Genomic DNA, 25,576 nt, shown 5'->3' on the forward strand with positions numbered 1-25,576 from the left:
GGCATCGGGATGCTGCGCCCAAACCGCCCGTTCATCCGCCTCAGGCGGCGCCGTGCGCGAGAGCCGCCGACACCTCGGCGGTCACGAGGATGGGAAGGTGGTCGCTGAGACCCTGCGGGAGCGTGCGCACCTTGTCGATGTCGAATCCGATCGAGGTCGCGAAGTCGTAGTGGCCCCGGAAGAACCGGTAGCGCGTGTACGTGCGCGCGTCGCTCAGGGTGAGCTCGTAGCCCTGCTCGCGCACCTTCTGCCCGAGATTCTCCTTGAAGACCGGGTAGTTGTAGTCGCCCACCATGAGAGCGGGCAGCCCCTCGCCGAGCTGCCCGAGCTCGGTGAGCGCGGTGCGGATCTGGTGCCGCCGGAGCGAGTTGAGGGCCGTGAGCGGCGCGGCGTGGAACGACGCGACGATCACCTGTCGGTTGTCGTCGATGTCCTGCAGCCGCACGCCGAGCAGTCGCTCCTCTGCCGGCTTGAGCACGCGATCGTGCAGGGACTTCTTGAGCGCGAGGGCGCGCACCTCGAGTGCGCGGTACGTGTTCTCGCGATAGTAGACGGCCAGCCCCAGGCGATTGCGCGACGTGGCGTCGGCGAGCACGAGTCCGCCGATGCGGGTCGGGATGTCGGCGGTGTCGGCCTCCTGCAGGCACAGGACGTCGGCGCTGTAGCGCTCGACGAGCGCCTCGAGCTCGCCCGCAGCGCGGTGTTTGCGCAGGTTGTACGAAATCACCCTCATGACGAGTCCACCATACGGCGCGCACGTGGCCGACGGATGTCCCTTGACGAACACACAGAAGACCCGTAGCCGGCATTCCGTTGCCGCACAGCCCGCAGGAGAACGCCCGGGCCCGGCACTGCACGAGTTCTCGACGTTGGCCGCCGTCACTCCGCGTCGCGGCGCGCCCGCGTCTGCGCCGCCCGTGCCGCGAGCAGGTCGTCGGACGGATAGCCGACCTCCGTGAGGGTGAGGCCGCGCGCGGCGAGCACCTTGACCTCGGGCACGCGGTCGAGCCCGTCGCGGATCGCGGCGAGGTCGAGGGCGTCGAGCCTGCCCTCCCCGACGGCGACGCACGCGCCGACGAGCGCGCGCACCATGCTGTGGCAGAACGCGTCGGCTCGGACGTTCGCGACGAGGATGCCCGCGGCATCCCGATGCCAGTCGAACTCGAGGAGCGTGCGGATCGTCGTGGCCTCTTCGCGCGGCTTGCAGTACGCGGCGAAGTCGTGCAGTCCCAGCAGCGAGCGGGCCGCGGCATCCATCGCCCCTTCGTCCAGCGCGGGGCGCACCGTCGTCGTCCGCAGGCGCTCGAGGGGGTCGTAGCCGGCCGTGGCGTCGGCCAGGCGGTAGGAGTACCGGCGCCATACCGCCGAGAAGCGGGCGTCGAAGCCCTCGGGCGCCTCGACGGACCGCAGGACCGCGAGATCGGAGTAAGCGCCCAGCGCGCCCGTCAGGCGCCGCGCGAGGGCTTCCACGGGGGATGCGCCGCCGCGCCGCGCCTCGAGTCGCCGAGCCTGGCCCTCGTCGAGGTCGAGGTGCGCCACCTGCCCGGACGCGTGGACCCCGGCATCCGTCCTCCCCGCGACCACGAGACGGGGCTCGCCTCCGAGTACCCGGGCGAGGGCGTCCTCGAGGGTGCCCTGGACCGTCCGCAGGCCCGGCTGCTTCGCCCAGCCCCGGAAGTTCGTGCCGTCGTAGGCGATGTCGAGGCGGATGCGCACGGCACCGAGCCTACGCCGAGCGCTCTCAGCCGAAGACCGAGCGGCCCGGGCCGAGCGATTCGCCGACGGCCGAGAGCGCGGCCTGCGCGAGCCGCACGCGGTTCTCGGACTCGCGGACGATCTCGCGGGCGAGGACGGGGTGCGCGCGCACGACGTCGTCGAGCACCGTCACCGGCACGGACACGACCTCGAGCTCGGTCAGGGCGACGGCGCGCGAGATCGTCGGGGTGCGCGTGAGCGCGGTGAGACCCACGGCGTCGTCGCGCGCGAGCTCGGTGACCTGAACGAAACCCGCTTCGGTCGGGATGCCGAGCATCACGCGACCCGCGATGATGAAGCGCGTCGTCGTCGGGACGATGCCCGGGCGCAGCAGCACCTCCCCGACGCTGTAGCGCTCGAGCCGCGCCTCGGAGGCGAGCGCTTCGGCATCAGCCGGTCGCAGGCTCAGCAGCGGCGCGATCTGGTGCAGGGCGTCCTGGAGCCGGCTCGGGGTGTTCCAGTCGTCCGTCAGGTCGCCGTCCAGGTGCAGGTCGGCGCGGCGCGCGGCGTACCAGAGCCGCGTCGAGAACGCGTCCGCGACCGCCCCCTCATCCCCCGGACTCTGCAGCGGGATCGACACGCGGTACACGGAGCCGCCGAGAGTCGACGTCGTCGCGTCGCGGTCCGGCGACACGAGCGGGATGTCGCGGGCGACGTCGACGAGGAGTCCGCGCACACGCAGCGGCGCGTCGTCGGTGGCGAACGCGACATCCACGACGGCCGCGTAGGGATCACTCGACCGCGTGAGGTTGGTGAACGATCCGCCTGCGAGGTTCGCCGTGGGGATGATGACGATCCCGTTGCCCGTGTCGAGATGCACCGCCCGCCAGTTGACCTCGATGATCTGCCCCCGCACGCCGCCCGCATCGATCCAGTCGCCCAGTTCGAAGGGCGCCTCGAAGATGAGGAACAGCCCCGAGACGATCGAGCCGACCGCGTTCTGCAGCGCGAGACCGACCACGATCGACGTCACGCCGAGCGCGGCGAAGATGCCCGCCACGTCCGCGTTCCACAGCCACGCGAAGAGCACGGCGACGCCCACGATGATGAAGACGAAGCGGATGAGGTCGCTGAAGATCGTCGGGAATCGGTCGCGCCAGGATCCCTTCTCGGCGCGATGGAAGACGAGGTGATTGAGCGCGTTGATCGTCACGACGATCACGAGGAGCCCGAAGATCGTCCAGATCACGCGGGGCCAGGTGCCCTCGCCCTCCCACGCTCCCGGCTGGCTGATGAGCACCAGCACACCCGCCACGGGGACGAGATAGTTGCGCACCATCGCGACGATGGGCGCGGCCCGGCTCCCCCGCCGCGCCAGCATGTTGTGCAGCTCGGTCAGTCCGATCAGCGCGAGCGGGAGCCCCACCGAGACGATGACAGCCGGCCAGAACCACGGCTGCGAGACGATGTCGGCCACGGATGCCTCAGCCCTCGGCCACCGGCACGGGGGTCTCGATCCGCCACACGCGCTGAGTGCCGGTCTGGGTCTCGACTTCACCCGAAGGGACGATCCCGATGGTGTCGGGGATGCGGTCGGCGACGCGCTGCGTGATGAAGATGCCCGGCTCGGCCGAGTCCCCCTGCACCCGGAATGCGAGGTTCACGGCATCCCCCCACATGTCGTACACCACCCGCGCGCGACCGATGAGCCCGCTCGTGACCTTTCCGGAATCCAGGCCCGCCCGCAGGCCCAGCTCGACCCCCTGCTGCGCCGAGTAGCGCTCCAGGATGGCGTCGAGCTCCATCGCGAACTCGACGGCCCTGCGCGCGTTGTCGACGCGGGGCGTCGCCAGACCGCAGCTCGCGAGGTAGCTCTGCCGGGTCGTGCGCACGCGCTCGACCCCGTGCTTCTCGGCGGCTTCGTCGAACGTGCGGATGAGGTCGTTGAGCTTCGCGATGGACTCCTCCGACGACAGTGTGAGCGACAGCGCCTCGAAGCCCACGATGTCTGCGAAGACGACGGTGACGTCCTCGCTGTCCTGCGTGATGGCGTCGTCTCCGTGCTTGTAGCGGTCGGCCATGCCTTCGGGCATGAACGACAGGATGAGCCGCTCGTTCGCCTTCTCGTGCTCTTCGATGAGGTTCGACTTGACCTGCAGGCTGCGGCTCATGTCGTTGAACGCGGTCGCGACATCGGCGAGCTCGTCGCTGGATCCCGCGTCCACCTGCACGCCCTCCTCGCCCGCAGCGATGCGTCGCGCCGCCGTCTTGAGGCGACGCAGCGGGCGCACGAAGACCTGCGCCAGAACGAGCGAGAGCAGGCAGACGAAGATGATCATGCCCGCCGTCGAGAGGATGAGGTTGCGCGTGAAGTCCTCGACGGGCACGAGCGCTTCGGCCGACGTCTCCTGCGCCACGATCGCCCAGCCCAGGTCTCCGACGCCGAGCGGCGCATACGCGATCATGCTGTCGCGGCCGAGGTAGTCGCGCTCGAGCAGCGTGCCCGAGTCGCCCGCGAAGGCCTTCGTCATCGCACCCCCGGCCACGGTCTGCTGCAGCAGCGTGTCGCCGTTTCGCACGATGAGGGCCGCGGCTTCGGGCGAGAGTCCGGCTTCGCGCGCCGTCTTCTCGTAGGACTCGGGGTCGTCGTACAGCTCGCGCGAGATCGACCGCATCTTGCCGTCGCGGCCGACGAGGTAGGTCTCACCCGTCTCGCCGAGGCCGTTCTGCGCCCAGTCGCCGCCCACGGTCATGACGTCGTTGATGCGATCGATCGGCAGCTCGATCGCGAGTGCTCCGATCACCTCGCCGTCCGTGGCGATCGGCGTGACCGCCCAGCCCGCGGGACTGCCGAGGCTGGGGCTGTAGGCGGCGAAATCGGCGAGCACGACGTCGCCGACGATGTTCCCGCTCATCACCGTGCGATAGGCCTCGGCCAGATTGGACAGCGCGTATGGGCCCTCCAGCAGGTTGACGCCGAGATCGACCCCCTTGAAGGCGGAGTAGACGACGTTGCCCGTCGTGTCGATCATGAGCACGTCTTCGAAGTCGTTGAGCGCCGTCATCGCCCGGAAGTAGGGGTGGTACAGGGCATGCGCCGCCGACCACGCGCTGCCGTCGCCCGCGTCATCCGTCCGGATCGCGTCCTCCCACGAGTCGTACGGGATGACGTAGTTGTACTGGAGGTACTCAGCCGCCGCGTCTCGCGGCGCGAACGTCGAGCCGTCCACGGGCTCGCCCGTCGACGCGGAGAGCTTCGACGCGAAGACATCGCGATAGTACGCGCCGACGGCGTCGTCGATCGCGGGGTCCGTGCCCTGCTCCCGGAGCTGCTCGTACCCCTCGCTGAACGCGACAGCCGCCTGCCTGCTCGTCTCGTTGATCGCGCTCAGGCGCACCGAGTTCTCGATCGTCGTGAAGAGCTGGGCGACTTCGCGCGCGCGGTTCTCACGGATCTCGACGAGCTTCTCGTACGCGATCGCGCGCAGCGCCTCGGTGCCGTTGAGATATCCGATGACGCCGACGACGATGCTCGACAGCACGCTCACCGACAGGAGCATGATGAGCAGGATCGAGTAGATCGACAGGCCCGCGCGCGAGCGGACGCGCGGCGTCCCCACCCACGGGGTGGATGCCGCGGCAGGTGCGGTCTGCTCCGACACTCGCGCTCCTCGTCGTGCGCGTCGCGCACGACCGGTCCCCATCCTCGCCGGTGCCGAGGATGGGGACACCCTAGCGCTCGGCCCACCGCCACGGATAGAGTCCGCGTCCGCCGTCGCGGCGCGCCCGTGCGACCGGCGGACCGCGCGCACGCCCGACGTAGACTGTCCTCTCCCGATATGGAACCCGAGATGACGTCCCGCACGACCACGCCTGCGCCACTCCGCGAAGCGGATCGCAGAGGCGTACCCGGTCGCCGGTACGCCGGGCTCGACGGCCTGCGGGCCATCGCGGTCTCGCTCGTCGTGGCCTATCACCTGTTCCCGCCGTCGGTGTTCCCCGGTGGATTCATCGGCGTCGACGTCTTCTTCGTCATCAGCGGATTCCTCATCACGACCCTGCTGCTGCGCGAGCACGCGGCGACCGGCGGCATCCGACTGGGGGCCTTCTGGATCCGACGCGCCCGCCGGCTCCTCCCCGCACTGGCGCTGGTCGTCACGGTCTGCGCGACGGCCGCCTGGCTCATCGGCGGGGACGTTCTGCTGCGGGTCGGAGAGCAGGTCCTGGGCGCCTTCACGTTCAGCTACAACTGGATCTCGATCGCCGGGAACGCCGACTACTTCGGCCTCGCGGCCCCCGAGCTCTTCCGCAACTTCTGGTCGCTCGCCGTCGAAGAGCAGTTCTATGTGATCTGGCCCCTCGTCCTGCCGCTGTTCCTCCTGATCCCGCGCACGTGGGGGCGGGTCGGTGCGACACTCCTGCTCGCGGGGGCCTCCGCGGCGTGGATGGCGTCGGTCACGGCATCCGGCGCCGTCACCCGCGGCTACTTCGGCACCGACACGCACGCCTTCGGCATCCTGCTCGGTGTGGGTCTCGCATTCGCCCTCGAGCGGGTGCTGCGCGTCGCGGCGCTGCGCGCAGAGTCGCCGATCCTGCTCGCCGGCGGCTGGAGGGTCGTGACCCTCGTTCGCGACACGACGGCGCAGCTGCGCACCCGACGCGTCACCGGCGCGATCGGCACGGTGGCCCTCATCGGCCTCTTCGTCGTCGCCTTCGTGCCCGCGACGCCGACCGCGACGACGTTCCCCGGGATGCTCGTGGCCGCGAGCCTCCTGAGCGCCGTCGCGATCGCGGCGTCCGTCTGGCCGGGGTCGGGATTCGGTCCTGCCATCGATCGTCCATTGCTGCGGTGGATCGGCGACCGGTCGTACGGCATCTATCTGTGGCACTGGCCGCTCCTCGTGCTCGTCGTGGCCGCCGTGCAGGGGACCGGCCCCGAGGTCGGCTTCTCACCGTGGCTGGGCGCCGCGGTGCTCGCCCTGACACTCGTGATCGCCGAGCTCTCCTATCGAGGGGTCGAAGCCCCCATCCGTCGTCTCGGCTTCCGCGGCTCGGCGCGCGCCCTGGGCCGACGACTGAAAGGATCGCCCGACGCCCGCCTCGGGGCGCTCGCGACCGTCGCCGCGACGCTCATGGTGGCCGGCGGCACCTCGGCGGCCATCGCGTCGGCGCCGGAGATGGGTTCCGTCGAGGCGGCCGTGACGGCAGGCGCCGAGGCGCTCGAGTCGGCATCCCCGTCGACCGCGCCGACTCCGGCGCCGACCGAGCTTCCCGCGGCAGAGGAGGACGCCCCGGATCCCGTCGACGAGGTGACCCCGGCCGTCGTCACGGGCGACCAGATCACGGCGGTCGGGGACTCGGTCATGCTCGCGTCCGCACCGGCGCTGCTCGCGAGGTACCCGGGCATCCAGATCGACGCCGCCGTCTCGCGATCGACATATGCCGGTCCGGGAATCCTCGAGAACCTCGCCGCTGCGGGCGCCCTCCGCCCGTACGTCGTGCTCGCGCTCGGCACCAACGGGCCCGTGAACATCCCGTCTCTCGAGCGGATGGTCGCCGTCGCCGGGCCCGAGCGCACGGTCCTGCTCGTCAATGCGTATGCGCCCCGATCATGGATCCCGGGCGTCAACGCCGACCTCGCCGCCTTCGCGAAGAGCCACCCCCGCGTACGCGTCGTGGACTGGGCCGGTGCGATCGGATCGCAACCGCAGCTCCTCGCCGGAGACCAGATCCATCCCGGAGACGCGGGAGGCCGGGTGTTCGCCGACGCCGTCGCATCCACCATCGACGAGATCGAGCTGCAGCGCGCGCAGGTCCAGCACGACCTCGAGGAGCGGCTCTACCGCAGTGCGCGCGAGAAGGTCACGCAGATCCAGTAGCCGCGCTCAGTGGTGCGCGACGAGAGCGACCGAGCGCTCCGTGGGTTCGAAGCCGAGTCGGCCGTACAGGCTGTTCGCCCCGGTCGGGCTCTCGGTGTCGACGTCCAGCACCGCCTTCTCGAGACCTGCCGCGCGGGCGGCACGCAGCAGCGCCGTGATGACGACGGGCGCGAGTCGGCGTCCACGTCGATCCCGCGTCACTCCGATGAGGTCGATGTAGACGCTCGTGTACCCCTGCACGGCCCAGTCCTCCTCGTTGACGGAGCCCAGCGCGAAGGCGACGATGCGATCACCCTCGACCGCGAGCCACGAGAGATCGGGGCGCAGGAACGGACCCTCCACGAACTGCGACCAGCGTTCCGGCGGTGTCTCGAGGCTCCCCCAGTGATCGCGGAACGCGTCGTTGCGCGCGAGACGCGCAGCCTCTGTGCGCGAGGGGTCGTAGGCGACGATCTCGATCGCGGGGTCCCCGGCATGCATCGTCTGCTCGATCCTAGGGATGTCGAGCGCGAGATCGCGCACCATCGTCGAGAACCACCGCTCCTCCCGCAGCCCGCGTCTCTCCGCGAGATGCCGCGCGGCCGTGTCGGTCTCCTCCGCGTAGACGAAGATCGCCGCGGGAAGCGGGCTGTCGAGCTCGACGAGCGCCTGCAGCGTGCGCTCGTGCTCCCAGCGCAGCAGTTCGCGGCCGATCCCCCGGCCGCGGAAGTCCGGGTGGACGCGTCCGTTGAGGTAGGCGTGCAGGTGATGCTCTCGGGACGGGTGCACCACGACCGCCCCCAGCGCGACGGCTCGGCCGTCGGCGTCGAGCCCGAGGAGGGTGTCCCTCGCCGGGTCGATCCACGACGACTCGAAGGTCTCCTCCACGTCCTCGCGCGGTGTGAGCCACGACGGGTGATCGACCCGGTCGGCTGCTTGGGCGAGGTCCGTGATGGCGTCGACGTCGTCGTCCGTCGCGGGGCGCCACGTCGCGACAGCGGGATGCCGCGGCAGCTCGATCACCCCAGGGGCGTCGATGCGTTCGGCAGTGGACCTCTCGCTCATCTCTCCAGCGTACGCGCCGCGAAACGACGAGACCCGCTCGCCCTCAGGAGGGCGAGCGGGTCTCGGATGCTGCGACGATCAGGCCTTGTCGGCCTCGACGGCGTCTTCGGCAGCGGCCTCGGCGGCCGCGCCTTCCTCCGGCGACTCGGCGCCGGCGTCGGCGGTCTCCTCGACGGGAGCCTCCTCGGCGGCGGCCTCTTCGACCGGGGCCTCGACGGGCGCGGCCTTGGCGGCGGCGGCCTTCTTGGCGGACGGCTTCTTGACGACCGGCTCGAGCACGAGCTCGATGACCGCCATGGGCGCGTTGTCGCCCTTGCGGTTGCCGACCTTCGTGATGCGCGTGTAGCCGCCCTCACGGTCGGCGACGAGCGGCGCGATCTCGGTGAAGAGGACGTGCACGACTTCCTTGTCACCGATGACCGACAGCACGCGGCGGCGCGCGTGAAGGTCGCCGCGCTTGGCGAACGTCACCAGGCGCTCGGCGAGCGGACGCAGGCGCTTGGCCTTGGTCTCGGTCGTCTTGATCGACTTGTGCGTGAAGAGGGCCGCGGCGAGGTTGGCAAGCAGCAGGCGCTCGTGTGCGGGTCCGCCTCCGAGGCGGGGTCCCTTCGTGGGCTTGGGCATTCTCAATTACTCCAGATCAGAATTCGAGGGAACCGGGGGCTCAGACGGTCTCGTCGTCGTAGCCGCCGTAGAAGTGCGCGCCGTCGAACCCGGGCACCGAGTCCTTGAGCGACAGACCGAGCGAGATGAGCTTGTCGCGCACCTCGTCGACCGACTTCTGACCGAAGTTGCGGATGTTCATGAGCTGCGTCTCGCTGAGCGCGACCAGCTCGCTGACCGTGTTGATGCCCTCGCGCTTGAGGCAGTTGTACGAGCGCACCGACAGATCGAGGTCCTCGATCGGCATCGACAGCTCGTTGGAGAGGACGGTCTCGACCGGCGCGGGGCCGATCTCGATGCCCTCGGCCTCGACGTTGAGCTCACGGGCCAGGCCGAACAGCTCGGTCAGCGTGCGACCGGCCGACGCGACGGCATCGCGCGGGGCGATCGAGTTCTTCGTCTCGACGTCCAGCACGAGCTTGTCGAAGTCGGTGCGCTCACCGGCACGCGTCGCCTCGACGCGGTACGAGACCTTGAGCACGGGCGAGTAGATCGAGTCGATCGGGATCTGACCGGCCTCGGCGTACTCGTTGCGGTTCTGCGTCGCCGAGACGTAGCCGCGGCCACGCTCGATCGTGAGCTCGAGCTCGAACTTCGCGGTGTCGTTGAGCGTCGCGATGACGAGCTCGGGGTTGTGCACCTCGACACCGGCAGGAGCCGAGATGTCGGCGGCGGTGACCTCGCCCGAACCGGTCTTGCGCAGGTAGGCCGTGATGGGCTCGTCGCGCTCGGACGAGACGACGAGCTGCTTGATGTTGAGGATGATCTCGGTGACATCCTCCTTGACACCGGGGATGGTGCTGAACTCGTGGAGGACGCCGTCGATGCGGATCGACGTCACTGCGGCGCCGGGGATCGACGACAGGAGGCTGCGACGCAGCGCGTTGCCGATCGTGTAGCCGAAGCCGGGCTCGAGCGGCTCGATGATGAAGCGGCTGCGGAACTCCCCGACCTTTTCCTCGGTCAGGGTGGGACGCTGTGCGATGAGCACTATGTGTTCCTTTCGATCACGTGCCCGCTATATGACACGTGCGGTTTTGTGAGGTGTTGAGTTTTACTCGAGGGATGCCTGAGTCCAGGCATCCGGAAGCGTGCGGACGCCGGAGCCTCGCGAAGAGGCTCCGGCTCCGGAATCAGACGCGGCGGCGCTTCGGCGGACGGCAGCCGTTGTGGGCCTGCGGCGTCACGTCGTTGATCGACCCGACCTCGAGGCCGGCGGCCTGCAGCGAGCGGATCGCGGTCTCGCGGCCCGAGCCCGGGCCCTTCACGAAGACGTCGACCTTCTTGACGCCGTGCTCCTGCGCCTGACGGGCGGCCGACTCGGCGGCCATGCCTGCGGCGTACGGGGTCGACTTGCGCGAGCCCTTGAAGCCCACGCCGCCCGACGACGCCCAGCTGATGACGGCGCCGGTGGGGTCGGTGATCGAGACGATCGTGTTGTTGAACGTCGACTTGATGTGGGCGTGGCCCAGCGCGATGTTCTTCTTCTCCTTGCGGCGCGGCTTGCGCGCGGCGGTCTTGGCCTGTGCCATGTGCGTGTTCTCCTAAACCCTGGGGCCGCGCCTTAGCGCGCCTTCTTCTTGCCGGCGACGGTGCGCTTGGGGCCCTTGCGGGTGCGCGCGTTGGTCTTCGTGCGCTGACCGCGCACCGGGAGGCCACGACGGTGGCGGATGCCCTCGTACGAGCCGATCTCGACCTTGCGGCGGATGTCGGCGGCGACCTCGCGGCGAAGGTCTCCCTCCACCTTGTAGTTGCCCTCGATGTAGTCGCGAAGGGCGATGAGCTGGTCGTCGCTGAGGTCCTTGACGCGGATGCTCTCATCGATGTCGGTCGCGGTGAGGATCTCACGCGAACGGGTGCTGCCCACACCGTAGATGTAGGTCAGTGCGATCACCACGCGCTTGTCGCGCGGGATGTCAACGCCGGCAAGACGTGCCATGCGATTCTCCTAGGAGTCGTGGGGGTGTGGAGCAGGATCGGTGCCCGGGCCCCCGCCCGAGGTGTCCCCTCCGAAGAGGTTCTGATCCTGCCGTTGTTCTTCAGTTGTGAGTCACGGGGCCGTGGCGCTGCCACGGCGTCCGATCAGCCCTGGCGCTGCTTGTGACGCGGGTTGCTCTTGCAGATGACCATGACGCGACCGTGGCGACGGATGACCTTGCAGTGGTCGCAGATGGGCTTGACGGAGGGGTTGACCTTCATGATTTCTTCTCTTCGCTGTCTTCACCGGGCAGGACGGAGCCTGGGGTGTTACTTCTCGACCGGTCTAGCGGTAGCGGTAGACGATGCGTCCGCGCGTGAGGTCGTAGGGCGAGAGCTCGACGACGACACGGTCTTCGGGGATGATGCGGATGTAGTTCTGCCGCATCTTGCCCGAGATCGTGGCCAGCACCTTGTGTCCGTTGGTCAGCTCGACGCGGAACATCGCGTTGGGCAGCGCCTCGGAGATGACGCCCTCGATCTCGATGACACCGTCTTTCTTCGCCATACACTCGCTCACATAAAGCAGACCGGTCGGTCTGCGGGTTGGATGGGATTTTCGGTGCCCCGACACGCCAATGACGGCGCAAGGCACCAAAGATCAATAGTACGTGATATCGGATGCCTCGGCAAATGCGCCGCCTCGGCATCCGATCGTCACTTCATACGGTCGACCAGATCCGCCTGCGGGTCACCGGTGAGCGTGATGAACTCGTCGTTGATGATGACCGTCGGGGTGCCGGCGCCGCCGGTCTCGGGGTTCGTGGGGAGCTTCTTGGTCTGGTCCTCGACGAACGAGATGTAGGTGCCGTCGTTCACGCAGGAGTCGATTCCGGATGCCCCGGCATCCGCCGCCATGGCGATGAGCTCTTCATCGGTCTGGCCGGGACCCGACGGATGCGTGGCGAACAGCGCCTGCATGAAGGGGTAAGCGGCGCTCGGCTCGGCCTCGGCCACGCAGTACAGCGCGTTCGCCGACCGCTTCGAGAAGTCGGTGCCGGATGCGGCGTTGAGGCTGTCCAGCGCCACCGGGTGCAGGTTGAGCGTGATGTCGCCCTGGTCCAGCAGATCGTCGACCGTCGAGCCGTACTCGTCCTCGAAATCCTGGCAGTGGGGGCAGTAGAAGTCGAACCAGAGGTCCATCGAGTTCGAGCCGTCGCCGACGACGACGGCGCCGGTCTCCGAGTCGATGCCGGACCCGTCCGGCCGCGGGCCGCCACCGGAGTTCGCGTTGTTCATCCACACGACGAGCACGACCACGAGGACCAGCACCACGACGACGGCGATGCTGATGCCCGCCGCGAACCAGTTGAACCTGCGCTGCGCTTGTGCCACGGATCTCTCCCCTTCTCAGCCGATCGCGACCGGCGTCACACCGAACGGCGCGAGTCCGGCCGCGCCCCCGTCGGGTGCCGTCAGCACCCAGATGCCTCCATCGTGCACGGCGACGCTGTGCTCCCAATGTGCGCCGGCTGTGCCGTCGGTGGTCGAGACCGTCCAGTCGTCGTCCTCGACGAAGGTCTCCTGGTCGCCGATGACGACCATGGGCTCGATCGCGAGGACCAGACCGGGTCGGACTTCGGGGCCCGGATCTGCCACCCGGTAGTTGAACACCGAGGGCGACTCGTGCATCTTGCGCCCGATGCCGTGGCCGACGTAGTCGCGGAGGATCCCGTACCCGCCTTCGGGCGCGTTCTGCTCGATATGGTGCTGCACCGCGGCGCCGACCTCGCCGATGTGCCGGGCCGAGGCGAGCGCGGCGATGCCCGCCCACAGCGAGCCCTCCGTCACTGTCGAGAGCTGCTCGCGCGCGGCGACGACATCGGGGCGCGAGGGGTCGGGGATGACGACGCTGAAGGCCGAGTCCCCGTTCCAGCCCTTGTACTCGGCGCCCGCGTCGATCGACACGATGTCGCCGGGCTGGAGCACGCGACTGCCGGGGATGCCGTGCACCACCTGCTCGTTCACCGACGCGCAGATCGTGTGCCGATAGCCGCGCACCATCTGGAAGTTCGAGACCGCACCGCGCGAGGTGATGACGGCGGATGCCGCGGCATCCAGCTCCCCCGTCGTGACGCCCGGAGCGATGAGCGCACGCGCGGCGTCGAGGGCCGCGGCCGTGATGAGACCGGGCTCGATCATCGCCCGCAGCTGGGCGGGCGACTTGTAGATCGAACGGCGAAGGCCCATCGGCGCGCGTCAGGCGGCGGCGCGACGCGTCAGGCCGCGCGCCTCGAGCGCCGAGATGATGCGCTCGGTGATCTCGTCGAGCGATCCGATGCCGTCGATCGCGTCCACGATGCCCTGCTCGCGGTAGACGTCGAGGATGGGTGCCGTCTCGGTCTCGTAGATCGCGAGCCGATTGGCGATGACCTCTTCGGTGTCGTCGGTGCGCCCCTGCTCGAACGCACGACGGGTCAGGCGATCGATGCTCTCGGCGCGCGGGACCTGGAGCTCGATGACCGCGTCGAGTGCCTCTCCCCTGCCTTCGAGGAAGGCCGACAGGTCGCGCACCTGACCGAGGTTGCGCGGATAGCCGTCGAGCAGGAACCCCGCCGCGGCGTCGTCCTGCGCGAGCCGGTCGCGCACGATCTCGCTGGTCAGCGCATCGGGAACGAGGTCGCCCGCTTCGATGATGGCCTTCACCTGAAGTCCGAGCGGCGTGCCCTCTTTGACGTTGGCGCGGAAGACATCGCCCGTCGAGACGACCGGGATGCCGAACTCCTCGGCGATCCGGACGCCCTGCGTGCCCTTTCCGGAGCCCTGCGGGCCGACGATCAGCAGACGGGAGGGCCGGGTCATCGAAGAAGTCCTTCGTAGTGTCGCTGCTGGAGCTGGGCGTCGATCTGCTTCACCGTCTCGAGGCCGACGCCGACGATGATCAGGATGGACGCGCCGCCGAACGGGAAGTTCTGGTTCGCGCCGACGGTGGCCAGCGCCACGAGCGGGATGAGGGCGATCAGACCGAGGTAGATGGATCCGGGCAGCGTGATGCGGGTCAGCACGTAGTCGAGGTACTCCGCCGTGGGGCGTCCCGCGCGGATGCCGGGGATGAACCCGCCGTACTTCTTCATGTTGTCGGCGACCTCGACCGGGTTGAACGTGATCGCGACGTAGAAGTACGTGAAGCCGATGATGAGCAGGAAGTAGACCAGCATGTACAGCGGGCTGTCGCCCGACACGAGGTTCTGCTGGATCCATGCGACCCAGCCCGGCACCGGCTCGCCCGGCTGCGGCTGGTTGAACTGCGCGATGAGGGCAGGGATGTACAGCAGCGACGAGGCGAAGATGACGGGCACGACGCCGGCCATGTTGACCTTGATCGGGATGTAGGTGTTCGTGCCGCCGTACGTGCGTCGGCCGACCATGCGCTTGGCGTACTGCACCGGGATGCGACGCTGCGACTGCTCGACGAAGACGACGAGTGCCACGACGACGACGCCGACCGCGAGCACGAGGAGGAAGGTCTCGAAGCCGCGCGACTGCCAGATCGCCCACATGGCCGCGGGGAACGTGGCCGCGATCGACGTGAAGATCAGCAGCGACATGCCGTTGCCGATGCCGCGCTCGGTGACGAGCTCGGCGAACCACATGATGAGACCCGTACCGGCGGTCATCGTGATGATCATCAGCAGCTGCGCCCACCACACGTCGTTCGTGAGGAGCTGCTCGCACTCGGGAACGCCGGTGGATCCGAACAGCTGGCCGCTGCGGGCCACCGTGACGAGCGTGGTCGACTGCAGCAGGGCGAGCGCGATCGTGAGGTAGCGCGTGTACTGCGTCAGACGCGCCTGGCCCGACTGGCCCTCTTTGTAGAGGGTCTCGAAGTGCGGGATGACCACGCGGAGCAGCTGGACGATGATCGTCGCCGTGATGTACGGCATGACCCCGAGCGCGAAGATCGACAGCTGCAGCAGTGCACCGCCGGAGAAGAGGTTCACGAGCGAGAGCAGGCCGTCAGTGCCTGCCGACTGCCGGAGACACTCCTGCACGTTGGGGAAGTCTACGAACGGCGCGGGGACGTGCGCGCCGAGGCGATACAGGGCGATGATCGCCAGAGTGAATGCGATCTTCCGCCGAAGGTCGGGAGTGCGGAAGACCCGCGCGATGGCGCTGAACAAGAGGATGCCTCCAGAGGGGATGCCGGAACGCGCGCGGCGTCCGCCATCCAGGGTAACCCAACGGGGGCCGGAGGATCTCCGACCCCCGTTGAGAGGTACTACTTGACGGAACCGCCCGCCGCGACGATCTTCTGCTCGGCAGAGCCCGAGACCTTGTCGACCGCAACGGTGAGCTTGACCGCGATGTCTCCGGTGCCGAGCACCTTGACCTTCTCGTTCTTGCGAACAGCACCCTTGGCGACGAGGTCGCTCACGGTGACGTCGCCACCCTTGGGGTACAGCTCCGCGAGCTTGTCCAGGTTCACGACCTGGTACTCGACGCGGAACGGGTTCTTGAAGCCGCGGAGCTTCGGGGTGCGCATGTGCAGCGGCATCTGCCCACCCTCGAAGCCGACCTTGACCTGGTAGCGGGCCTTGGTGCCCTTGGTGCCACGGCCGGCCGTCTTGCCCTTCGAGCCCTCACCGCGACCCACGCGGGTCTTGGGGGTGTTGGCACCGGGGACGGGACGCAGGTGGTGCACCTTGAGCACACCGGGGCGGGATGCCGGAGCATCCGCCTTCTTCGCGGCGGTCTTGGGAGCGGCTTTCTTCGCCGGAGCCTTCGCTGCGGGCTTGTCCGCGACCTCGGCCTTGTCGGCCTTGGGCGCGGCGGCCTTGGCGGGCGCCTTCTTCTCGGCGGCAGCCTTCGGAGCAGCAGCCTTCTTGGCGGGTGCCTTCGCGGCGGCCTTGGGGGCCTTCTCCTCGACGGCGTCTTTCTTCTCGGCCTTGTCAGCCATCAGTCGATCTCCTCAACCTTCACGAGGTGCGCGACGGTCTTGACGTAGCCGCGCGTCTGCGCGTCGTCGGGACGGACGACCGAGTCGCCGATCCGCTTGAGACCCAGCGAACGCAGCGTGTCGCGCTGGTTCTGCTTCTCACTCACCTTGGACTTGATCTGCGTAACCTTCAGGCGCTCGGCCATCAGACACCTGCCTTCGCAGCAGCCGCGGCCTCGGCCTCGGCACGGACGAGACGGGCGGGGGCGACCTGGTCGAACTCGAGACCGCGACGCGCGGCGACCGCACGGGGCTCCTCGAGCTGCTTCAGCGCCTCCACCGTCGCGTGGACGATGTTGATCGTGTTCGACGAGCCGAGCGACTTCGACAGGACATCGTGGATGCCTGCGCACTCGAGCACGGCGCGCACGGGACCGCCCGCGATGACACCGGTACCGGCAGCGGCCGGACGCAGCAGCACGACACCGGCAGCGGCTTCACCCTGCACGGGGTGCGGGATCGTCGAACCGGCACGGGGAACGCGGAAGAAGTTGCGCTTGGCCTCTTCGACACCCTTCGAGATGGCGAGGGGGACTTCGCGCGCCTTGCCGTAGCCGACGCCCACGACGCCGTTGCCGTCACCCACGACGACGAGCGCCGTGAAGCTGAAGCGACGGCCGCCCTTGACGACCTTCGACACGCGGTTGATCGTGACGACGCGCTCCAGGAACTGGCTCTTGTCGGCGTCGCGACCACCGCGGTCGCGCTGGTTCTGGTTGCGCTCGCGACCGCCGCGACGCGGCTCGCGCTCACGCTCGGCGGGCGCCTCGGTGGCGGCGGCAGCGGGCTGCTCGGTCACTTCGTTCTCCACGTTGTTGGTTGTTGCATCGCTCACAGGTTCAGACCTCCTTCGCGAGCGCCATCGGCGATCGCGGCGACACGGCCCGCGTAGCGGTTGCCACCGCGGTCGAACACGACGTCGGTGACGCCGGCGGCCTTGGCGCGCTCGGCGACGAGCTCGCCGACCTTGCGGGCCTTGGCGGTCTTGTCACCCTCGAGCGAGCGCAGGTCCACCTCGAGCGTCGAGGCGGATGCCACGGTGTGGCCCTTGCTGTCGTCGACGAGCTGCACGAACACGTGACGCGACGAGCGGCTCACGACCAGGCGGGGACGCTCGGCGGTGCCGACGACCTTCTTGCGAAGGCGGGCGTGACGACGCGAACGTGCGTCGGACTTCGACTTCACAGCCATGGTTACTTACCAGCCTTTCCGGCCTTGCGGCGGACGACCTCGCCCGCGTAACGCACACCCTTGCCCTTGTACGGCTCGGGCTTGCGGATCTTGCGGATGTTGGCGGCCGCCTCTCCGACGGCCTGCTTGTCGATGCCGCTCACGGTGACCTTGTTGTTGCCTTCGACCGTGAACGAGATCCCCGCGGGCGGGTCGACGAGCACGGGGTGCGAGAAGCCGAGGGCGAACTCGATCGAGCTGCCCTTCTGCGCGACGCGGTAACCGGTGCCGACGACCTCGAGGCCCTTGGTGTAGCCCTGGGTGACGCCGATGATGTTGTTGTTGATGAGCGTGCGGGTCAGGCCGTGCAGCGAACGCGACTCGCGCTCGTCGTCGGGACGGGTGACGAGCACCTGGCCCTCTTCGACCTTGACCTCGATGGGGCGCGCAACGGTGAGCGCGAGCTCGCCCTTGGGGCCCTTGACGGCGACGTCCTGGCCGTCGACCGAGATGGTCACTCCGGCGGGGATGTCGATGGGAAGACGTCCGATACGAGACATTCTCAGGTCACCACACGTAGGCGAGAACTTCCCCGCCCACGCCCTTCTGCTCGGCCTGACGGTCCGTGAGGAGACCGGAGGAGGTGGACAGGATGGCGACGCCGAGGCCACCGAGGACGGTGGGGATCTCGGTCGACTTCGCGTAGACGCGGAGGCCGGGCTTCGAGACGCGCTTGATGCCGGCGATCGACCGCTCGCGGTTCGGGCCGTACTTGAGCGTCAGCGTGAGGGTCTGGCCGACGCGGGCGTCGCTGACCTCCCAGCCGGCGATATAGCCCTCCTGCTGGAGGATCTCGGCGATGTGCGTCTTCAGCTTGGAGCTCGGCAGTGCCACGGTGTCGTGGTGCGCCGAGTTCGCGTTGCGCAGACGGGTCAGCATGTCTGCGACCGGGTCTGTCATTGTCATGTGTTGATTCCTTTGTTCATGAGGTTTCGGCTGCCGTTACACGACAGACGACCTACGATGACGGCCCCGGGTCGAGCCCGGGACATCTGCTCAGGCCTGAGCGTCCTCGTTGCGGAACGGGAAGCCGAGCGCACGCAGAAGAGCGCGACCCTCGTCATCCGTCTTCGCCGACGTCACGACCGTGATGTCGAATCCGCGCACGCGGTCGATCTTGTCCTGGTTGATCTCGTGGAACACGGACTGCTCCTGGAGACCGAAGGTGTAGTTGCCGTTGCCGTCGAACTGCTTCGGCGACAGGCCGCGGAAGTCGCGGATGCGGGGCAGAGCGAGGTTCACCAGGCGGTCGACGAACTCCCACGCGCGGTCGCCGCGGAGGGTGACGTGCGCGCCGATGGCCTGTCCCTCACGCAGCTTGAACTGCGCGATCGACTTGCGGGCCTTCGTCACGATGGGCTTCTGACCCGTGATCTTGGTGAGGTCGTCGACCGCACCATCGATCACCTTGGAGTCGCGAGCAGCCTCACCGACACCCGTGTTGACGACGACCTTGACCAGACCGGGGATCTGCATGACGTTCGGGTAGCCGAACTCCTCCTGCAGAGCGCTCTTGATCTCGGTGTTGTACTTCTGCTTGAGGCGCGGCTGGATCTTGCCAGTCGGCGCGGCAGTTGCAGTGCTCATCAGAGGTCCTTGCCTGACTTCTTCGCGTAACGCACACGGACGGTGCGCTTCACGCCGTCCTTCGTCTGCTCCTCGACGCGGCTGCCGACGCGGGTCGGCTTCTTGGTCGAGGGGTCGACGAGCTGGACGTTGGAGATGTGGATCGGGGCCTCGAACGTCTCGATGCCGCCGGTCTTGGTGCCGCGCTGGGTCTGGCCCACGCGGGTGTGCTTGGTGACGTAGTTCACGCCTTCGACGATGACGCGGTTGCGCTCGGTAAGGACCTCGAGGACCTTGCCCTGCTTGCCGCGGTCGCCGCCGCGCTCGGGCTTGGCGCCCGAGATGACCTGAACCAGGTCGCCCTTCTTGATCTTCGCCATGACTTAAATGACCTCCGGGGCCAGCGAGACGATCTTCATGAACTTCTTGTCGCGAAGCTCACGACCGACCGGTCCGAAGATGCGGGTGCCGCGGGGCTCCCCGTCGTTCTTCAGGATCACGGCGGCGTTCTCGTCGAACTTGATGTACGAGCCGTCGGGACGGCGCGTCTCCTTCTTGGTGCGGACGACGACGGCCTTGACGACGTCGCCCTTCTTGACGTTGCCGCCCGGGATCGCGTCCTTGACCGTCGCGACGATGATGTCGCCCAGGCCGGCGTACCGGCGGTGCGAGCCGCCGAGCACGCGGATCGTGAGCAGCTCCTTGGCGCCGGTGTTGTCGGCGACCTTGATGCGGGACTCCTGCTGGATCACTTGGCCTTCTCCAGGATCTCGACCAGACGCCAGCGCTTGGTGGCGCTCAGCGGGCGGGTCTCGTTGATGACGACGAGGTCGCCGATGCCGGCCGAGTTGGCCTCATCGTGCGCCTTGACCTTCGACGTGCGGCGGATGACCTTGCCGTAGAGCGGGTGCTTCACGCGGTCCTCGACCTCGACGACGATCGTCTTGTCCATCTTGTCGCTCACGACATAGCCGCGACGCGACTTGCGGTAGCCACGGGCGTCCGCGTCGCGGACGTCGTGCGCAGCCGACTCGTGGCCCTTCGAGGCGACGGCCTCGACGGTCGCGACCTTCGGCTCAGCCTTGGGAGCGGCCTTCTTCGCCGGTGCCTTCTTGGGCGCGGCGGGCTTCTTCTCAGTGGTCTCAGCCATCACTCGGCCTCTTCCTTCACGGCCTCGTCAGCGGCATCCGCCTTCTTGGCCTTCGTCTTCTTCGCCTTCGTGGCCGTCTCGACCGGAGCGGGCGTGGCACGGATGCCGAGCTCGCGCTCACGGATGACGGTGTAGAGCCGCGCGATGTCGCGCTTGACCGCACGGATGCGGCCGTGGCTCTCGAGCTGGCCGGTGGCCGACTGGAAGCGCAGGTTGAACAGCTCTTCCTTGGCCTTGCGCAGCTCCTCGACGAGGCGCTGGTCTTCGAACGTGTCGAGCTCGCTCGGGGCGAGCGTCTTGGTGCCGATCGCCATTATGCGTCGCCCTCCTCGCGCTTGATGATGCGTGCCTTGAGCGGCAGCTTGTGGATAGCACGGGTCAGAGCCTCACGAGCGAGTTCCTCGTTGACGCCGGCGACCTCGAAGAGGACGCGACCCGGCTTGACGTTCGCGACCCACCACTCGGGCGAACCCTTACCGGAACCCATGCGGGTCTCAGCGGGCTTCTTGGTGAGCGGACGGTCGGGGTAGATGTTGATCCACACCTTTCCGCCGCGCTTGATGTGACGCGTCATGGCGATACGAGCGGACTCGATCTGACGGTTGGTCACGTAAGCGGGCGTCAGGGCCTGGATGCCGAACTCGCCGAACGACACCTTCGTGCCGCCCGTGGCCTGGCCGGAGCGACCCGGGTGGTGCTGCTTGCGGTACTTGACCTTGCGGGGAATAAGCATCAGGCAGACGCTCCTTCTGCGACGGGGGCCTCGTTGCGCGGGCCACGGCGACGGTCGCCGCCACGGTCGTCACGACCACGGGGCGCCTTCGGCGCGTTGGCCTGCTCGCGAGCCAGTTCCTTGTTGGTGAGGTCGCCCTTGTAGATCCAGACCTTCACGCCGATGCGGCCGAAGGTGGTCTTGGCCTCGTAGAAGCCGTAGTCGATGTTCGCGCGGAGCGTGTGCAGCGGCACACGACCCTCTCGGTAGAACTCCGAACGGCTCATCTCGGCGCCGCCGAGGCGGCCGGAGACCTGGATGCGGACGCCCTTGGCGCCGGCGCGCTGCGCGCCCTGCAGGCCCTTGCGCATCGCGCGGCGGAAGGCCACACGTGCGGAGAGCTGCTCGGCGATGCCCTGCGCGACGAGCTGAGCGTCGGCCTCGGGGTTCTTGACCTCGAGGATGTTCAGCTGGATCTGCTTGCCGGTGAGCTTCTCGAGGTCGGCGCGGATGCGCTCGGCCTCGGCGCCGCGGCGGCCGATCACGATGCCCGGGCGGGCGGTGTGGATGTCGACGCGGACGCGGTCGCGGGTGCGCTCGATCTCGATGTTGCTCACGCCGGCGCGGTCGAGCTGCGTCTGCAGGAGCTTGCGGATCTTGATGTCCTCCGCGACGTAGTCGGCGTAACGCTGACCGGGCTTCGTCGAGTCGGAGAACCAGCGCGACACGTGGTCGGTGGTGATCCCGAGGCGGAAGCCGTACGGGTTGACTTTCTGGCCCATTACTTGCTCGCCTTCTTGGTCGTGGCTGCCGGGGCCGCCTCGGCGACCTCGGGGGTAGCGAGCACGACCGTGATGTGGCTCGTGCGCTTCTTGATCTGGAACGCGCGACCCTGTGCACGGGGCTGGAAGCGCTTGAGCGTCGTGCCCTCGTCGACGTACGCGTTGGCCACGTACAGGTCCTGCTCGTCCAGGTACTCGCCGTCCTTGTCCGCCTTGACGCGAGCGTTCGCGATCGCGGCGGCGACGAGCTTGTAGATCGGCTCGCTGGCACTCTGGGGGGCGAACTTCAGGATGGCGAGAGCCTCCTGAGCCTGCTTGCCCTTGATGAGAGCGACGACACGACGAGCCTTCTGAGGGGTCACGCGGATGTGCTTCACGCGTGCGATGGAATCCACCATTGCTTCTCCTCCTATCTCTTCTTCTCGGAGCGCCCCCGCGTCAGCGGCGGCGACCCTTCTTGTCGTCCTTCTCGTGGCCGCGGAAGGTGCGGGTGGGCGCGAATTCGCCCAGCTTGTGGCCGACCATGGTCTCGCTCACGAACACGGGGATGTGCTTGCGACCGTCGTGGACGGCGATCGTGTGGCCGAGCATGGCCGGCACGATCATCGAACGACGCGACCAGGTCTTGATGACGTTCTTGGAGCCGGCTTCGTTCTGCACGACCACCTTGCGAAGCAGGTGCTCGTCGACGAAGGGGCCCTTCTTAAGGCTGCGAGGCATCTTCCTCTACTCCTACTTGCGCTTCTTGCCGGCGTTACGGCGGCGGACGATGTACTTGTCGCTTTCCTTGTTGGCGTGGCGGGTGCGACCCTCAGCCTGGCCCCAAGGAGTGACGGGGTGACGACCACCGGACGTCTTGCCCTCACCACCACCGTGCGGGTGGTCGACCGGGTTCATCGCGACACCGCGGACGGTCGGGCGGATGCCCTTCCAGCGGTTGCGACCGGCCTTGCCCCAGTTGATGTTCGACTGCTCGGCGTTGCCGACCTCGCCGATCGTCGCGCGGCAGCGGGCATCCACGTTGCGGATCTCACCCGAGGGGAGACGCAGCTGCGCGAAGTTGCCGTCCTTGGCGACGAGACGCACCGAGACGCCTGCCGAACGGGCCAGCTTCGCACCGCCGCCGGGACGCAGCTCGATCGCGTGGATCACGGTACCGGTGGGGATGTTCTTGAGCGGCAGGTTGTTGCCCGGCTTGATGTCGGCCGAGGGACCCGACTCGACGATGTCGCCCTGCGCCAGCTTGTTCGGCGCGATGATGTAGCGCTTCTCGCCGTCGAAGTAGTGCAGGAGCGCGATGCGCGCGGTGCGGTTGGGGTCGTACTCGATGTGCGCGACCTTGGCGTTGACGCCGTCCTTGTCGTTCCGACGGAAGTCGATGACGCGGTACTGGCGCTTGTGGCCACCACCGATGTGACGCGTCGTGATGCGGCCCTGGTTGTTGCGACCACCGGTCTTGGACAGCGGGCGGAGGAGCGACTTCTCGGGCGTCGATCGGGTGATCTCGGCGAAGTCGGCCACCGACGAGCCGCGGCGACCCGGGGTCGTGGGCTTGTACTTGCGAATAGCCATGTTCTCTAGTCCTCTATCCCGACCGTCAGCCGACTGCCGTGAAGATGTCGATGGTGCCCGACTTGAGCGTCACGATGGCGCGCTTGGTGTCCTTGCGCTTGCCCGTGCCGAAGCGGGTGCGACGGGCCTTGCCGACGCGGTTGATCGTGTTGACCGCAGCCACCTTGACGCCGAAGATCTTCTCGATCGCGAGCTTGATCTCGGTCTTGGTCGCGCGGGGGTCCACGAGGAACGTGTACTTGCCCTCGTCGATGAGCCCGTAGCTCTTCTCGGAGACGACCGGCTTGAGGATGATGTCGCGCGGGTCCTTGTTGATGCCGGTCATGCCGAGACCTCCTCGGTGGTCGTCTTCGACGCGACGAACGCGTCGTAGGCGGCCTTGGTGAAGACGATGTCGTCCGAGACGAGCACGTCGTAGGCGTTGAGCTGGTCGGAGTACAGCACGTGCACGTACGCGAGGTTGCGGACGCTCAGGATGCTGAGCTCGTCGTCACGCGTGATGACGACCAGCACGTTCTTGGTCGGCGCGAGCGCTGCGAGAACCGCAGCGGCGGCCTTGGTCGACGGCGCACCCTCGATGCCGAACGCATCGACGATGTGCAGACGCTGACCGCGGGCGCGGTCGCTCAGCGCACCGAGGAGGGCGGCGGCGATCATCTTCTTGGGGGTGCGCTGCGAGTAGTCGCGCGGCTTGGGGCCGTGGACGATGCCACCGCCGGTCATGTGCGGCGCGCGGATCGAGCCCTGGCGGGCGTTACCCGTGCCCTTCTGCTTGAAGGGCTTGCGGCCGGCGCCCGAGACCTCACCGCGACGCTTGGTCGAGTGGGTGCCCTGGCGAGCCGCCGCGCGCTGCGCGACGACGACCTGGTGGATCAGCGGAATGTTCGTCTTGACGTCGAAGATCGCGGCGGGCAGCTCGACCGAGCCTGCCTTCTTGCCGTCGGCCTTCAGGACGTCGAGCGCGAGAGTCGAGTCAGCCATGCTCAGGCACCCTTCACTGCGTTGCGGACGTAGACGATGCGGCCACGAGCACCGGGGACGGCGCCCTTGACGAGCAGCAGACCCTTCTCGGCGTCGACGGCGTGCACCGTGAGGTTGAGGACGGTCACGCGCTCGCCACCCATACGGCCGGCCATGCGCATGCCCTTGAAGACGCGGCTCGGGGTCGACGACGCGCCGATCGAGCCGGGCTTGCGGTGGTTGCGGTGCGCACCGTGCGAAGCCGAGACGCCCTTGAAGTTGTGGCGCTTCATGACACCCGCGAAGCCCTTGCCCTTGCTCGTGCCGACGACGTCGACGAGCTGGCCGGCTTCGAACGTGCCGTCGACCGTGAGCTCCTGACCGAGTGAGTAGTCAGCAGCGTCCGCGGTGCGGACCTCGGTGAGGTGACGACGGGGCGTCACACCGGCGGCCTCGAAGTGAGCCGTCTGCGGCTTGTTGACCTTGCGGGGGTCGATCTGGCCGTAGGCGATCTGCACGGCCTTGTAGCCGTCCTTCTCGGGAGTGCGGATCTGGGTGACCACGTTGGGGGCCACTTCGATCACGGTGACGGGAACGATCTTGCCGTTCTCGTCCCAGACCTGGGTCATACCGAGCTTGGTGCCCAGCAGGCCCTTGGAAACCTTGGAGTTGATGTCAGTCATGGCGAGCCTCAGAGCTTGATCTCGATGTTGACATCGGCCGGGAGGTCGAGACGCATCAGCGAGTCGACGGCCTTGGGCGTCGGGTCGATGATGTCGATGAGGCGCTTGTGGGTGCGCATCTCGAAGTGCTCGCGGCTGTCCTTGTACTTGTGGGGCGACCGGATGACCGCGATGACGTTCTTCTCGGTCGGAAGGGGCACGGGGCCCACGACGGTCGCTCCGGCACGGGTCACGGTGTCGACGATCTTGCGCGCCGACGCATCGAGGCCGGCGTGATCGTACGACTTCAGGCGAATGCGGATCTTCTGTCCCGCCATTGTCTGCTCACTCTCTTTCCGCGTCATACCTCTCGGGCATTGGACGCACGGGGGCGTGGGAGGGTGCTCCCTCGCCCTGGCACTTCGTTCACCGCGTTGCCGCGGCGCATGCTGCACCACTGTTCTGCTGTCAGACCGGATGCCTCGGCATCCGGCTCCTCCCCGCAACACACGTTCCGGCTCTTTCGAGCCCGTGGTCTGGGTTGGATGTGTCGTTCTGCTGCCCGCGGCCTAGAACCTTGCACCCCGTGAGAGGAGCCGTCTATGCACTGCCCTGGCAGTGATCCATCGCACGCCGAAGGGCGCGGAGGAATGTGGAACTTCCCTAGTCTACGTGCAGCCCGGGCGTGTCGCAAACTCGGGCGTGTCGCGCGGGACGATGCACGGTCGGCTCACAGGGTCGCGGCGGA

Annotated in this window: 36 protein-coding genes; 1 reads left to right on the forward strand and 35 read right to left on the reverse strand. The window is 68.1% G+C overall.

Annotated elements, in window-relative coordinates; all coding sequences use genetic code 11:
• Positions 1-40: 40 nt before the first annotated feature.
• The 4 genes from ACTIFV_RS05620 to ACTIFV_RS05635 all read right to left on the reverse strand — a co-directional run bounded on the left by ACTIFV_RS05620 (position 41) and on the right by ACTIFV_RS05635 (position 5,357).
• Positions 41-733 carry an endonuclease/exonuclease/phosphatase family protein gene (locus tag ACTIFV_RS05620; protein ID WP_439591788.1) on the reverse strand — a complete coding sequence of 231 codons (693 nt, stop codon included), beginning with the start codon at positions 731-733 and terminating at the stop codon, positions 41-43.
• 146 nt (positions 734-879) lie between these two features.
• Positions 880-1,716, reverse strand: coding sequence for a tRNA pseudouridine synthase A (locus ACTIFV_RS05625; protein ID WP_439591789.1), 837 nt, complete (start codon positions 1,714-1,716; stop codon positions 880-882).
• Between the two features lie 25 nt (positions 1,717-1,741).
• On the reverse strand, positions 1,742-3,172 hold the full coding sequence (locus ACTIFV_RS05630; protein WP_439591790.1) for a mechanosensitive ion channel domain-containing protein: 1,431 nt from the start codon (positions 3,170-3,172) through the stop codon (positions 1,742-1,744).
• A gap of 7 nt (positions 3,173-3,179) precedes the next feature.
• Positions 3,180-5,357 (reverse strand): adenylate/guanylate cyclase domain-containing protein, encoded by a 2,178-nt coding sequence (locus tag ACTIFV_RS05635; protein WP_439591791.1) that lies wholly within the window; start codon positions 5,355-5,357, stop codon positions 3,180-3,182.
• Between the two features lie 189 nt (positions 5,358-5,546).
• On the opposite strand from ACTIFV_RS05635, the gene ACTIFV_RS05640 reads away from it, so the two are divergent.
• Positions 5,547-7,574 carry an acyltransferase family protein gene (locus ACTIFV_RS05640; protein ID WP_439591792.1) on the forward strand — a complete coding sequence of 676 codons (2,028 nt, stop codon included), beginning with the start codon at positions 5,547-5,549 and terminating at the stop codon, positions 7,572-7,574.
• Between the two features lie 6 nt (positions 7,575-7,580).
• On the opposite strand, the gene ACTIFV_RS05645 is transcribed toward ACTIFV_RS05640, so the two are convergent.
• The 31 genes from ACTIFV_RS05645 to rpsJ all read right to left on the reverse strand — a co-directional run bounded on the left by ACTIFV_RS05645 (position 7,581) and on the right by rpsJ (position 25,166).
• Positions 7,581-8,618 carry a GNAT family N-acetyltransferase gene (locus tag ACTIFV_RS05645; protein ID WP_439591793.1) on the reverse strand — a complete coding sequence of 346 codons (1,038 nt, stop codon included), beginning with the start codon at positions 8,616-8,618 and terminating at the stop codon, positions 7,581-7,583.
• 78 nt (positions 8,619-8,696) lie between these two features.
• The gene (gene rplQ / locus ACTIFV_RS05650) at positions 8,697-9,242 is read right to left on the reverse strand and encodes a 50S ribosomal protein L17 (RefSeq protein ID WP_439591794.1); all 546 of its coding nucleotides are present in this window, start codon (positions 9,240-9,242) and stop codon (positions 8,697-8,699) included.
• Between the two features lie 40 nt (positions 9,243-9,282).
• The gene (locus tag ACTIFV_RS05655; protein ID WP_248148552.1) at positions 9,283-10,272 is read right to left on the reverse strand and encodes a DNA-directed RNA polymerase subunit alpha; all 990 of its coding nucleotides are present in this window, start codon (positions 10,270-10,272) and stop codon (positions 9,283-9,285) included.
• Positions 10,273-10,414: 142 nt separating this feature from the next.
• Complete coding sequence (rpsK, locus tag ACTIFV_RS05660) at positions 10,415-10,813, reverse strand: 30S ribosomal protein S11 (RefSeq protein WP_248148550.1); 399 nt, start codon at positions 10,811-10,813, stop codon at positions 10,415-10,417.
• A gap of 32 nt (positions 10,814-10,845) precedes the next feature.
• Positions 10,846-11,220, reverse strand: a complete 375-nt coding sequence (gene rpsM, locus ACTIFV_RS05665) for a 30S ribosomal protein S13 (RefSeq protein ID WP_439591795.1) — start codon at positions 11,218-11,220, stop codon at positions 10,846-10,848.
• A gap of 143 nt (positions 11,221-11,363) precedes the next feature.
• The gene (gene rpmJ, locus ACTIFV_RS05670) at positions 11,364-11,480 is read right to left on the reverse strand and encodes a 50S ribosomal protein L36 (protein ID WP_005050492.1); all 117 of its coding nucleotides are present in this window, start codon (positions 11,478-11,480) and stop codon (positions 11,364-11,366) included.
• Between the two features lie 64 nt (positions 11,481-11,544).
• Positions 11,545-11,766, reverse strand: a complete 222-nt coding sequence (gene infA / locus ACTIFV_RS05675) for a translation initiation factor IF-1 (RefSeq protein ID WP_028496510.1) — start codon at positions 11,764-11,766, stop codon at positions 11,545-11,547.
• 149 nt (positions 11,767-11,915) lie between these two features.
• Positions 11,916-12,593 (reverse strand): DsbA family protein, encoded by a 678-nt coding sequence (locus ACTIFV_RS05680; RefSeq protein WP_439591796.1) that lies wholly within the window; start codon positions 12,591-12,593, stop codon positions 11,916-11,918.
• A 15-nt stretch (positions 12,594-12,608) separates the two neighbouring features.
• Positions 12,609-13,448: a type I methionyl aminopeptidase gene (gene map / locus ACTIFV_RS05685; RefSeq protein WP_439591797.1), complete on the reverse strand. Its 840-nt coding sequence runs from the start codon at positions 13,446-13,448 to the stop codon at positions 12,609-12,611.
• Between the two features lie 9 nt (positions 13,449-13,457).
• A complete protein-coding gene (locus ACTIFV_RS05690; RefSeq protein WP_439591798.1) occupies positions 13,458-14,060 on the reverse strand; it encodes an adenylate kinase in 603 nt (200 codons plus the stop codon).
• Positions 14,057-15,379, reverse strand: coding sequence for a preprotein translocase subunit SecY (gene secY, locus ACTIFV_RS05695; protein WP_439591799.1), 1,323 nt, complete (start codon positions 15,377-15,379; stop codon positions 14,057-14,059). Before secY ends, ACTIFV_RS05690 begins: the two co-directional genes overlap by 4 nt.
• A 98-nt stretch (positions 15,380-15,477) precedes the next feature.
• On the reverse strand, positions 15,478-16,155 hold the full coding sequence (rplO, locus tag ACTIFV_RS05700) for a 50S ribosomal protein L15 (RefSeq protein ID WP_439591800.1): 678 nt from the start codon (positions 16,153-16,155) through the stop codon (positions 15,478-15,480).
• Complete coding sequence (rpmD, locus tag ACTIFV_RS05705) at positions 16,155-16,340, reverse strand: 50S ribosomal protein L30 (protein WP_013583998.1); 186 nt, start codon at positions 16,338-16,340, stop codon at positions 16,155-16,157. Before rpmD ends, rplO begins: the two co-directional genes overlap by 1 nt.
• Complete coding sequence (rpsE, locus tag ACTIFV_RS05710) at positions 16,340-17,029, reverse strand: 30S ribosomal protein S5 (protein ID WP_439591801.1); 690 nt, start codon at positions 17,027-17,029, stop codon at positions 16,340-16,342. The genes rpmD and rpsE overlap by 1 nt, the downstream gene beginning before the upstream one ends.
• Positions 17,026-17,385, reverse strand: a complete 360-nt coding sequence (rplR, locus tag ACTIFV_RS05715) for a 50S ribosomal protein L18 (protein ID WP_248148529.1) — start codon at positions 17,383-17,385, stop codon at positions 17,026-17,028. Before rplR ends, rpsE begins: the two co-directional genes overlap by 4 nt.
• A 2-nt stretch (positions 17,386-17,387) precedes the next feature.
• Positions 17,388-17,924 (reverse strand): 50S ribosomal protein L6, encoded by a 537-nt coding sequence (gene rplF, locus ACTIFV_RS05720; protein ID WP_439591802.1) that lies wholly within the window; start codon positions 17,922-17,924, stop codon positions 17,388-17,390.
• A 7-nt stretch (positions 17,925-17,931) separates the two neighbouring features.
• Positions 17,932-18,330, reverse strand: a complete 399-nt coding sequence (rpsH, locus tag ACTIFV_RS05725) for a 30S ribosomal protein S8 (protein ID WP_439591803.1) — start codon at positions 18,328-18,330, stop codon at positions 17,932-17,934.
• Between the two features lie 90 nt (positions 18,331-18,420).
• Positions 18,421-19,011: a 50S ribosomal protein L5 gene (gene rplE, locus ACTIFV_RS05730; protein ID WP_439591804.1), complete on the reverse strand. Its 591-nt coding sequence runs from the start codon at positions 19,009-19,011 to the stop codon at positions 18,421-18,423.
• On the reverse strand, positions 19,011-19,370 hold the full coding sequence (rplX, locus tag ACTIFV_RS05735; protein ID WP_439591805.1) for a 50S ribosomal protein L24: 360 nt from the start codon (positions 19,368-19,370) through the stop codon (positions 19,011-19,013). The genes rplE and rplX overlap by 1 nt, the downstream gene beginning before the upstream one ends.
• Before the next feature lie 3 nt (positions 19,371-19,373).
• Complete coding sequence (gene rplN, locus ACTIFV_RS05740) at positions 19,374-19,742, reverse strand: 50S ribosomal protein L14 (RefSeq protein ID WP_248148516.1); 369 nt, start codon at positions 19,740-19,742, stop codon at positions 19,374-19,376.
• The gene (rpsQ, locus tag ACTIFV_RS05745) at positions 19,739-20,140 is read right to left on the reverse strand and encodes a 30S ribosomal protein S17 (RefSeq protein WP_439591806.1); all 402 of its coding nucleotides are present in this window, start codon (positions 20,138-20,140) and stop codon (positions 19,739-19,741) included. Before rpsQ ends, rplN begins: the two co-directional genes overlap by 4 nt.
• Positions 20,140-20,454, reverse strand: a complete 315-nt coding sequence (gene rpmC / locus ACTIFV_RS05750) for a 50S ribosomal protein L29 (protein ID WP_274645346.1) — start codon at positions 20,452-20,454, stop codon at positions 20,140-20,142. Before rpmC ends, rpsQ begins: the two co-directional genes overlap by 1 nt.
• Positions 20,454-20,873 (reverse strand): 50S ribosomal protein L16, encoded by a 420-nt coding sequence (rplP, locus tag ACTIFV_RS05755; protein ID WP_018171451.1) that lies wholly within the window; start codon positions 20,871-20,873, stop codon positions 20,454-20,456. Before rplP ends, rpmC begins: the two co-directional genes overlap by 1 nt.
• On the reverse strand, positions 20,873-21,634 hold the full coding sequence (rpsC, locus tag ACTIFV_RS05760; RefSeq protein ID WP_248148514.1) for a 30S ribosomal protein S3: 762 nt from the start codon (positions 21,632-21,634) through the stop codon (positions 20,873-20,875). The genes rplP and rpsC overlap by 1 nt, the downstream gene beginning before the upstream one ends.
• On the reverse strand, positions 21,634-22,032 hold the full coding sequence (gene rplV, locus ACTIFV_RS05765) for a 50S ribosomal protein L22 (RefSeq protein ID WP_439591807.1): 399 nt from the start codon (positions 22,030-22,032) through the stop codon (positions 21,634-21,636). The genes rpsC and rplV overlap by 1 nt, the downstream gene beginning before the upstream one ends.
• A gap of 40 nt (positions 22,033-22,072) precedes the next feature.
• Entirely contained in the window at positions 22,073-22,354 is a 282-nt protein-coding gene (gene rpsS, locus ACTIFV_RS05770; protein ID WP_439591808.1) for a 30S ribosomal protein S19, read from the reverse strand.
• A gap of 12 nt (positions 22,355-22,366) precedes the next feature.
• Positions 22,367-23,206 (reverse strand): 50S ribosomal protein L2, encoded by an 840-nt coding sequence (gene rplB, locus ACTIFV_RS05775; RefSeq protein ID WP_439591809.1) that lies wholly within the window; start codon positions 23,204-23,206, stop codon positions 22,367-22,369.
• Positions 23,207-23,231: 25 nt separating this feature from the next.
• Entirely contained in the window at positions 23,232-23,531 is a 300-nt protein-coding gene (gene rplW, locus ACTIFV_RS05780; protein WP_248148505.1) for a 50S ribosomal protein L23, read from the reverse strand.
• Positions 23,528-24,187: a 50S ribosomal protein L4 gene (gene rplD, locus ACTIFV_RS05785; RefSeq protein ID WP_439591810.1), complete on the reverse strand. Its 660-nt coding sequence runs from the start codon at positions 24,185-24,187 to the stop codon at positions 23,528-23,530. Before rplD ends, rplW begins: the two co-directional genes overlap by 4 nt.
• A 2-nt stretch (positions 24,188-24,189) precedes the next feature.
• Entirely contained in the window at positions 24,190-24,849 is a 660-nt protein-coding gene (gene rplC / locus ACTIFV_RS05790) for a 50S ribosomal protein L3 (RefSeq protein ID WP_439591811.1), read from the reverse strand.
• 8 nt (positions 24,850-24,857) lie between these two features.
• Complete coding sequence (rpsJ, locus tag ACTIFV_RS05795) at positions 24,858-25,166, reverse strand: 30S ribosomal protein S10 (protein WP_439591812.1); 309 nt, start codon at positions 25,164-25,166, stop codon at positions 24,858-24,860.
• Positions 25,167-25,576: the final 410 nt, after the last annotated feature.

The sequence above is a fragment of the Microbacterium sp. genome (assembly GCF_051860965.1).
In the GTDB taxonomy this organism is placed as follows: Bacteria; Actinomycetota; Actinomycetes; order Actinomycetales; family Microbacteriaceae; genus Microbacterium.

What these genes read in the sequence shown, in the direction of transcription:
- ACTIFV_RS05620 (WP_439591788.1), bottom strand. Translation starts at nt 733, where the DNA reads ATGAGGGTGATTTCGTACAACCTGCGCAAACACCGCGCTGCGGGCGAG.
- ACTIFV_RS05640 (WP_439591792.1), top strand. Translation starts at nt 5,547, where the DNA reads ATGACGTCCCGCACGACCACGCCTGCGCCACTCCGCGAAGCGGATCGC.
- ACTIFV_RS05645 (WP_439591793.1), bottom strand. Translation starts at nt 8,618, where the DNA reads ATGAGCGAGAGGTCCACTGCCGAACGCATCGACGCCCCTGGGGTGATC.
- rplQ (WP_439591794.1), bottom strand. Translation starts at nt 9,242, where the DNA reads ATGCCCAAGCCCACGAAGGGACCCCGCCTCGGAGGCGGACCCGCACAC.
- rpsK (WP_248148550.1), bottom strand. Translation starts at nt 10,813, where the DNA reads ATGGCACAGGCCAAGACCGCCGCGCGCAAGCCGCGCCGCAAGGAGAAG.
- rpsM (WP_439591795.1), bottom strand. Translation starts at nt 11,220, where the DNA reads ATGGCACGTCTTGCCGGCGTTGACATCCCGCGCGACAAGCGCGTGGTG.
- rpmJ (WP_005050492.1), bottom strand. Translation starts at nt 11,480, where the DNA reads ATGAAGGTCAACCCCTCCGTCAAGCCCATCTGCGACCACTGCAAGGTC.
- infA (WP_028496510.1), bottom strand. Translation starts at nt 11,766, where the DNA reads ATGGCGAAGAAAGACGGTGTCATCGAGATCGAGGGCGTCATCTCCGAG.
- map (WP_439591797.1), bottom strand. Translation starts at nt 13,448, where the DNA reads ATGGGCCTTCGCCGTTCGATCTACAAGTCGCCCGCCCAGCTGCGGGCG.
- ACTIFV_RS05690 (WP_439591798.1), bottom strand. Translation starts at nt 14,060, where the DNA reads ATGACCCGGCCCTCCCGTCTGCTGATCGTCGGCCCGCAGGGCTCCGGA.
- rplO (WP_439591800.1), bottom strand. Translation starts at nt 16,155, where the DNA reads ATGGCTGACAAGGCCGAGAAGAAAGACGCCGTCGAGGAGAAGGCCCCC.
- rpmD (WP_013583998.1), bottom strand. Translation starts at nt 16,340, where the DNA reads ATGGCCGAGCGCCTGAAGGTTACGCAGATCAAGTCCAAGGTGAGTGAG.
- rplR (WP_248148529.1), bottom strand. Translation starts at nt 17,385, where the DNA reads ATGGCTGTGAAGTCGAAGTCCGACGCACGTTCGCGTCGTCACGCCCGC.
- rplF (WP_439591802.1), bottom strand. Translation starts at nt 17,924, where the DNA reads ATGTCTCGTATCGGACGTCTTCCCATCGACATCCCCGCCGGAGTGACC.
- rpsH (WP_439591803.1), bottom strand. Translation starts at nt 18,330, where the DNA reads ATGACAATGACAGACCCGGTCGCAGACATGCTGACCCGTCTGCGCAAC.
- rplE (WP_439591804.1), bottom strand. Translation starts at nt 19,011, where the DNA reads ATGAGCACTGCAACTGCCGCGCCGACTGGCAAGATCCAGCCGCGCCTC.
- rplX (WP_439591805.1), bottom strand. Translation starts at nt 19,370, where the DNA reads ATGGCGAAGATCAAGAAGGGCGACCTGGTTCAGGTCATCTCGGGCGCC.
- rpsQ (WP_439591806.1), bottom strand. Translation starts at nt 20,140, where the DNA reads ATGGCTGAGACCACTGAGAAGAAGCCCGCCGCGCCCAAGAAGGCACCG.
- rpmC (WP_274645346.1), bottom strand. Translation starts at nt 20,454, where the DNA reads ATGGCGATCGGCACCAAGACGCTCGCCCCGAGCGAGCTCGACACGTTC.
- rplP (WP_018171451.1), bottom strand. Translation starts at nt 20,873, where the DNA reads ATGCTTATTCCCCGCAAGGTCAAGTACCGCAAGCAGCACCACCCGGGT.
- rpsC (WP_248148514.1), bottom strand. Translation starts at nt 21,634, where the DNA reads ATGGGCCAGAAAGTCAACCCGTACGGCTTCCGCCTCGGGATCACCACC.
- rplV (WP_439591807.1), bottom strand. Translation starts at nt 22,032, where the DNA reads ATGGTGGATTCCATCGCACGCGTGAAGCACATCCGCGTGACCCCTCAG.
- rpsS (WP_439591808.1), bottom strand. Translation starts at nt 22,354, where the DNA reads ATGCCTCGCAGCCTTAAGAAGGGCCCCTTCGTCGACGAGCACCTGCTT.
- rplB (WP_439591809.1), bottom strand. Translation starts at nt 23,206, where the DNA reads ATGGCTATTCGCAAGTACAAGCCCACGACCCCGGGTCGCCGCGGCTCG.
- rplW (WP_248148505.1), bottom strand. Translation starts at nt 23,531, where the DNA reads ATGACCGGCATCAACAAGGACCCGCGCGACATCATCCTCAAGCCGGTC.
- rplD (WP_439591810.1), bottom strand. Translation starts at nt 24,187, where the DNA reads ATGGCTGACTCGACTCTCGCGCTCGACGTCCTGAAGGCCGACGGCAAG.
- rplC (WP_439591811.1), bottom strand. Translation starts at nt 24,849, where the DNA reads ATGACTGACATCAACTCCAAGGTTTCCAAGGGCCTGCTGGGCACCAAG.
- rpsJ (WP_439591812.1), bottom strand. Translation starts at nt 25,166, where the DNA reads ATGGCGGGACAGAAGATCCGCATTCGCCTGAAGTCGTACGATCACGCC.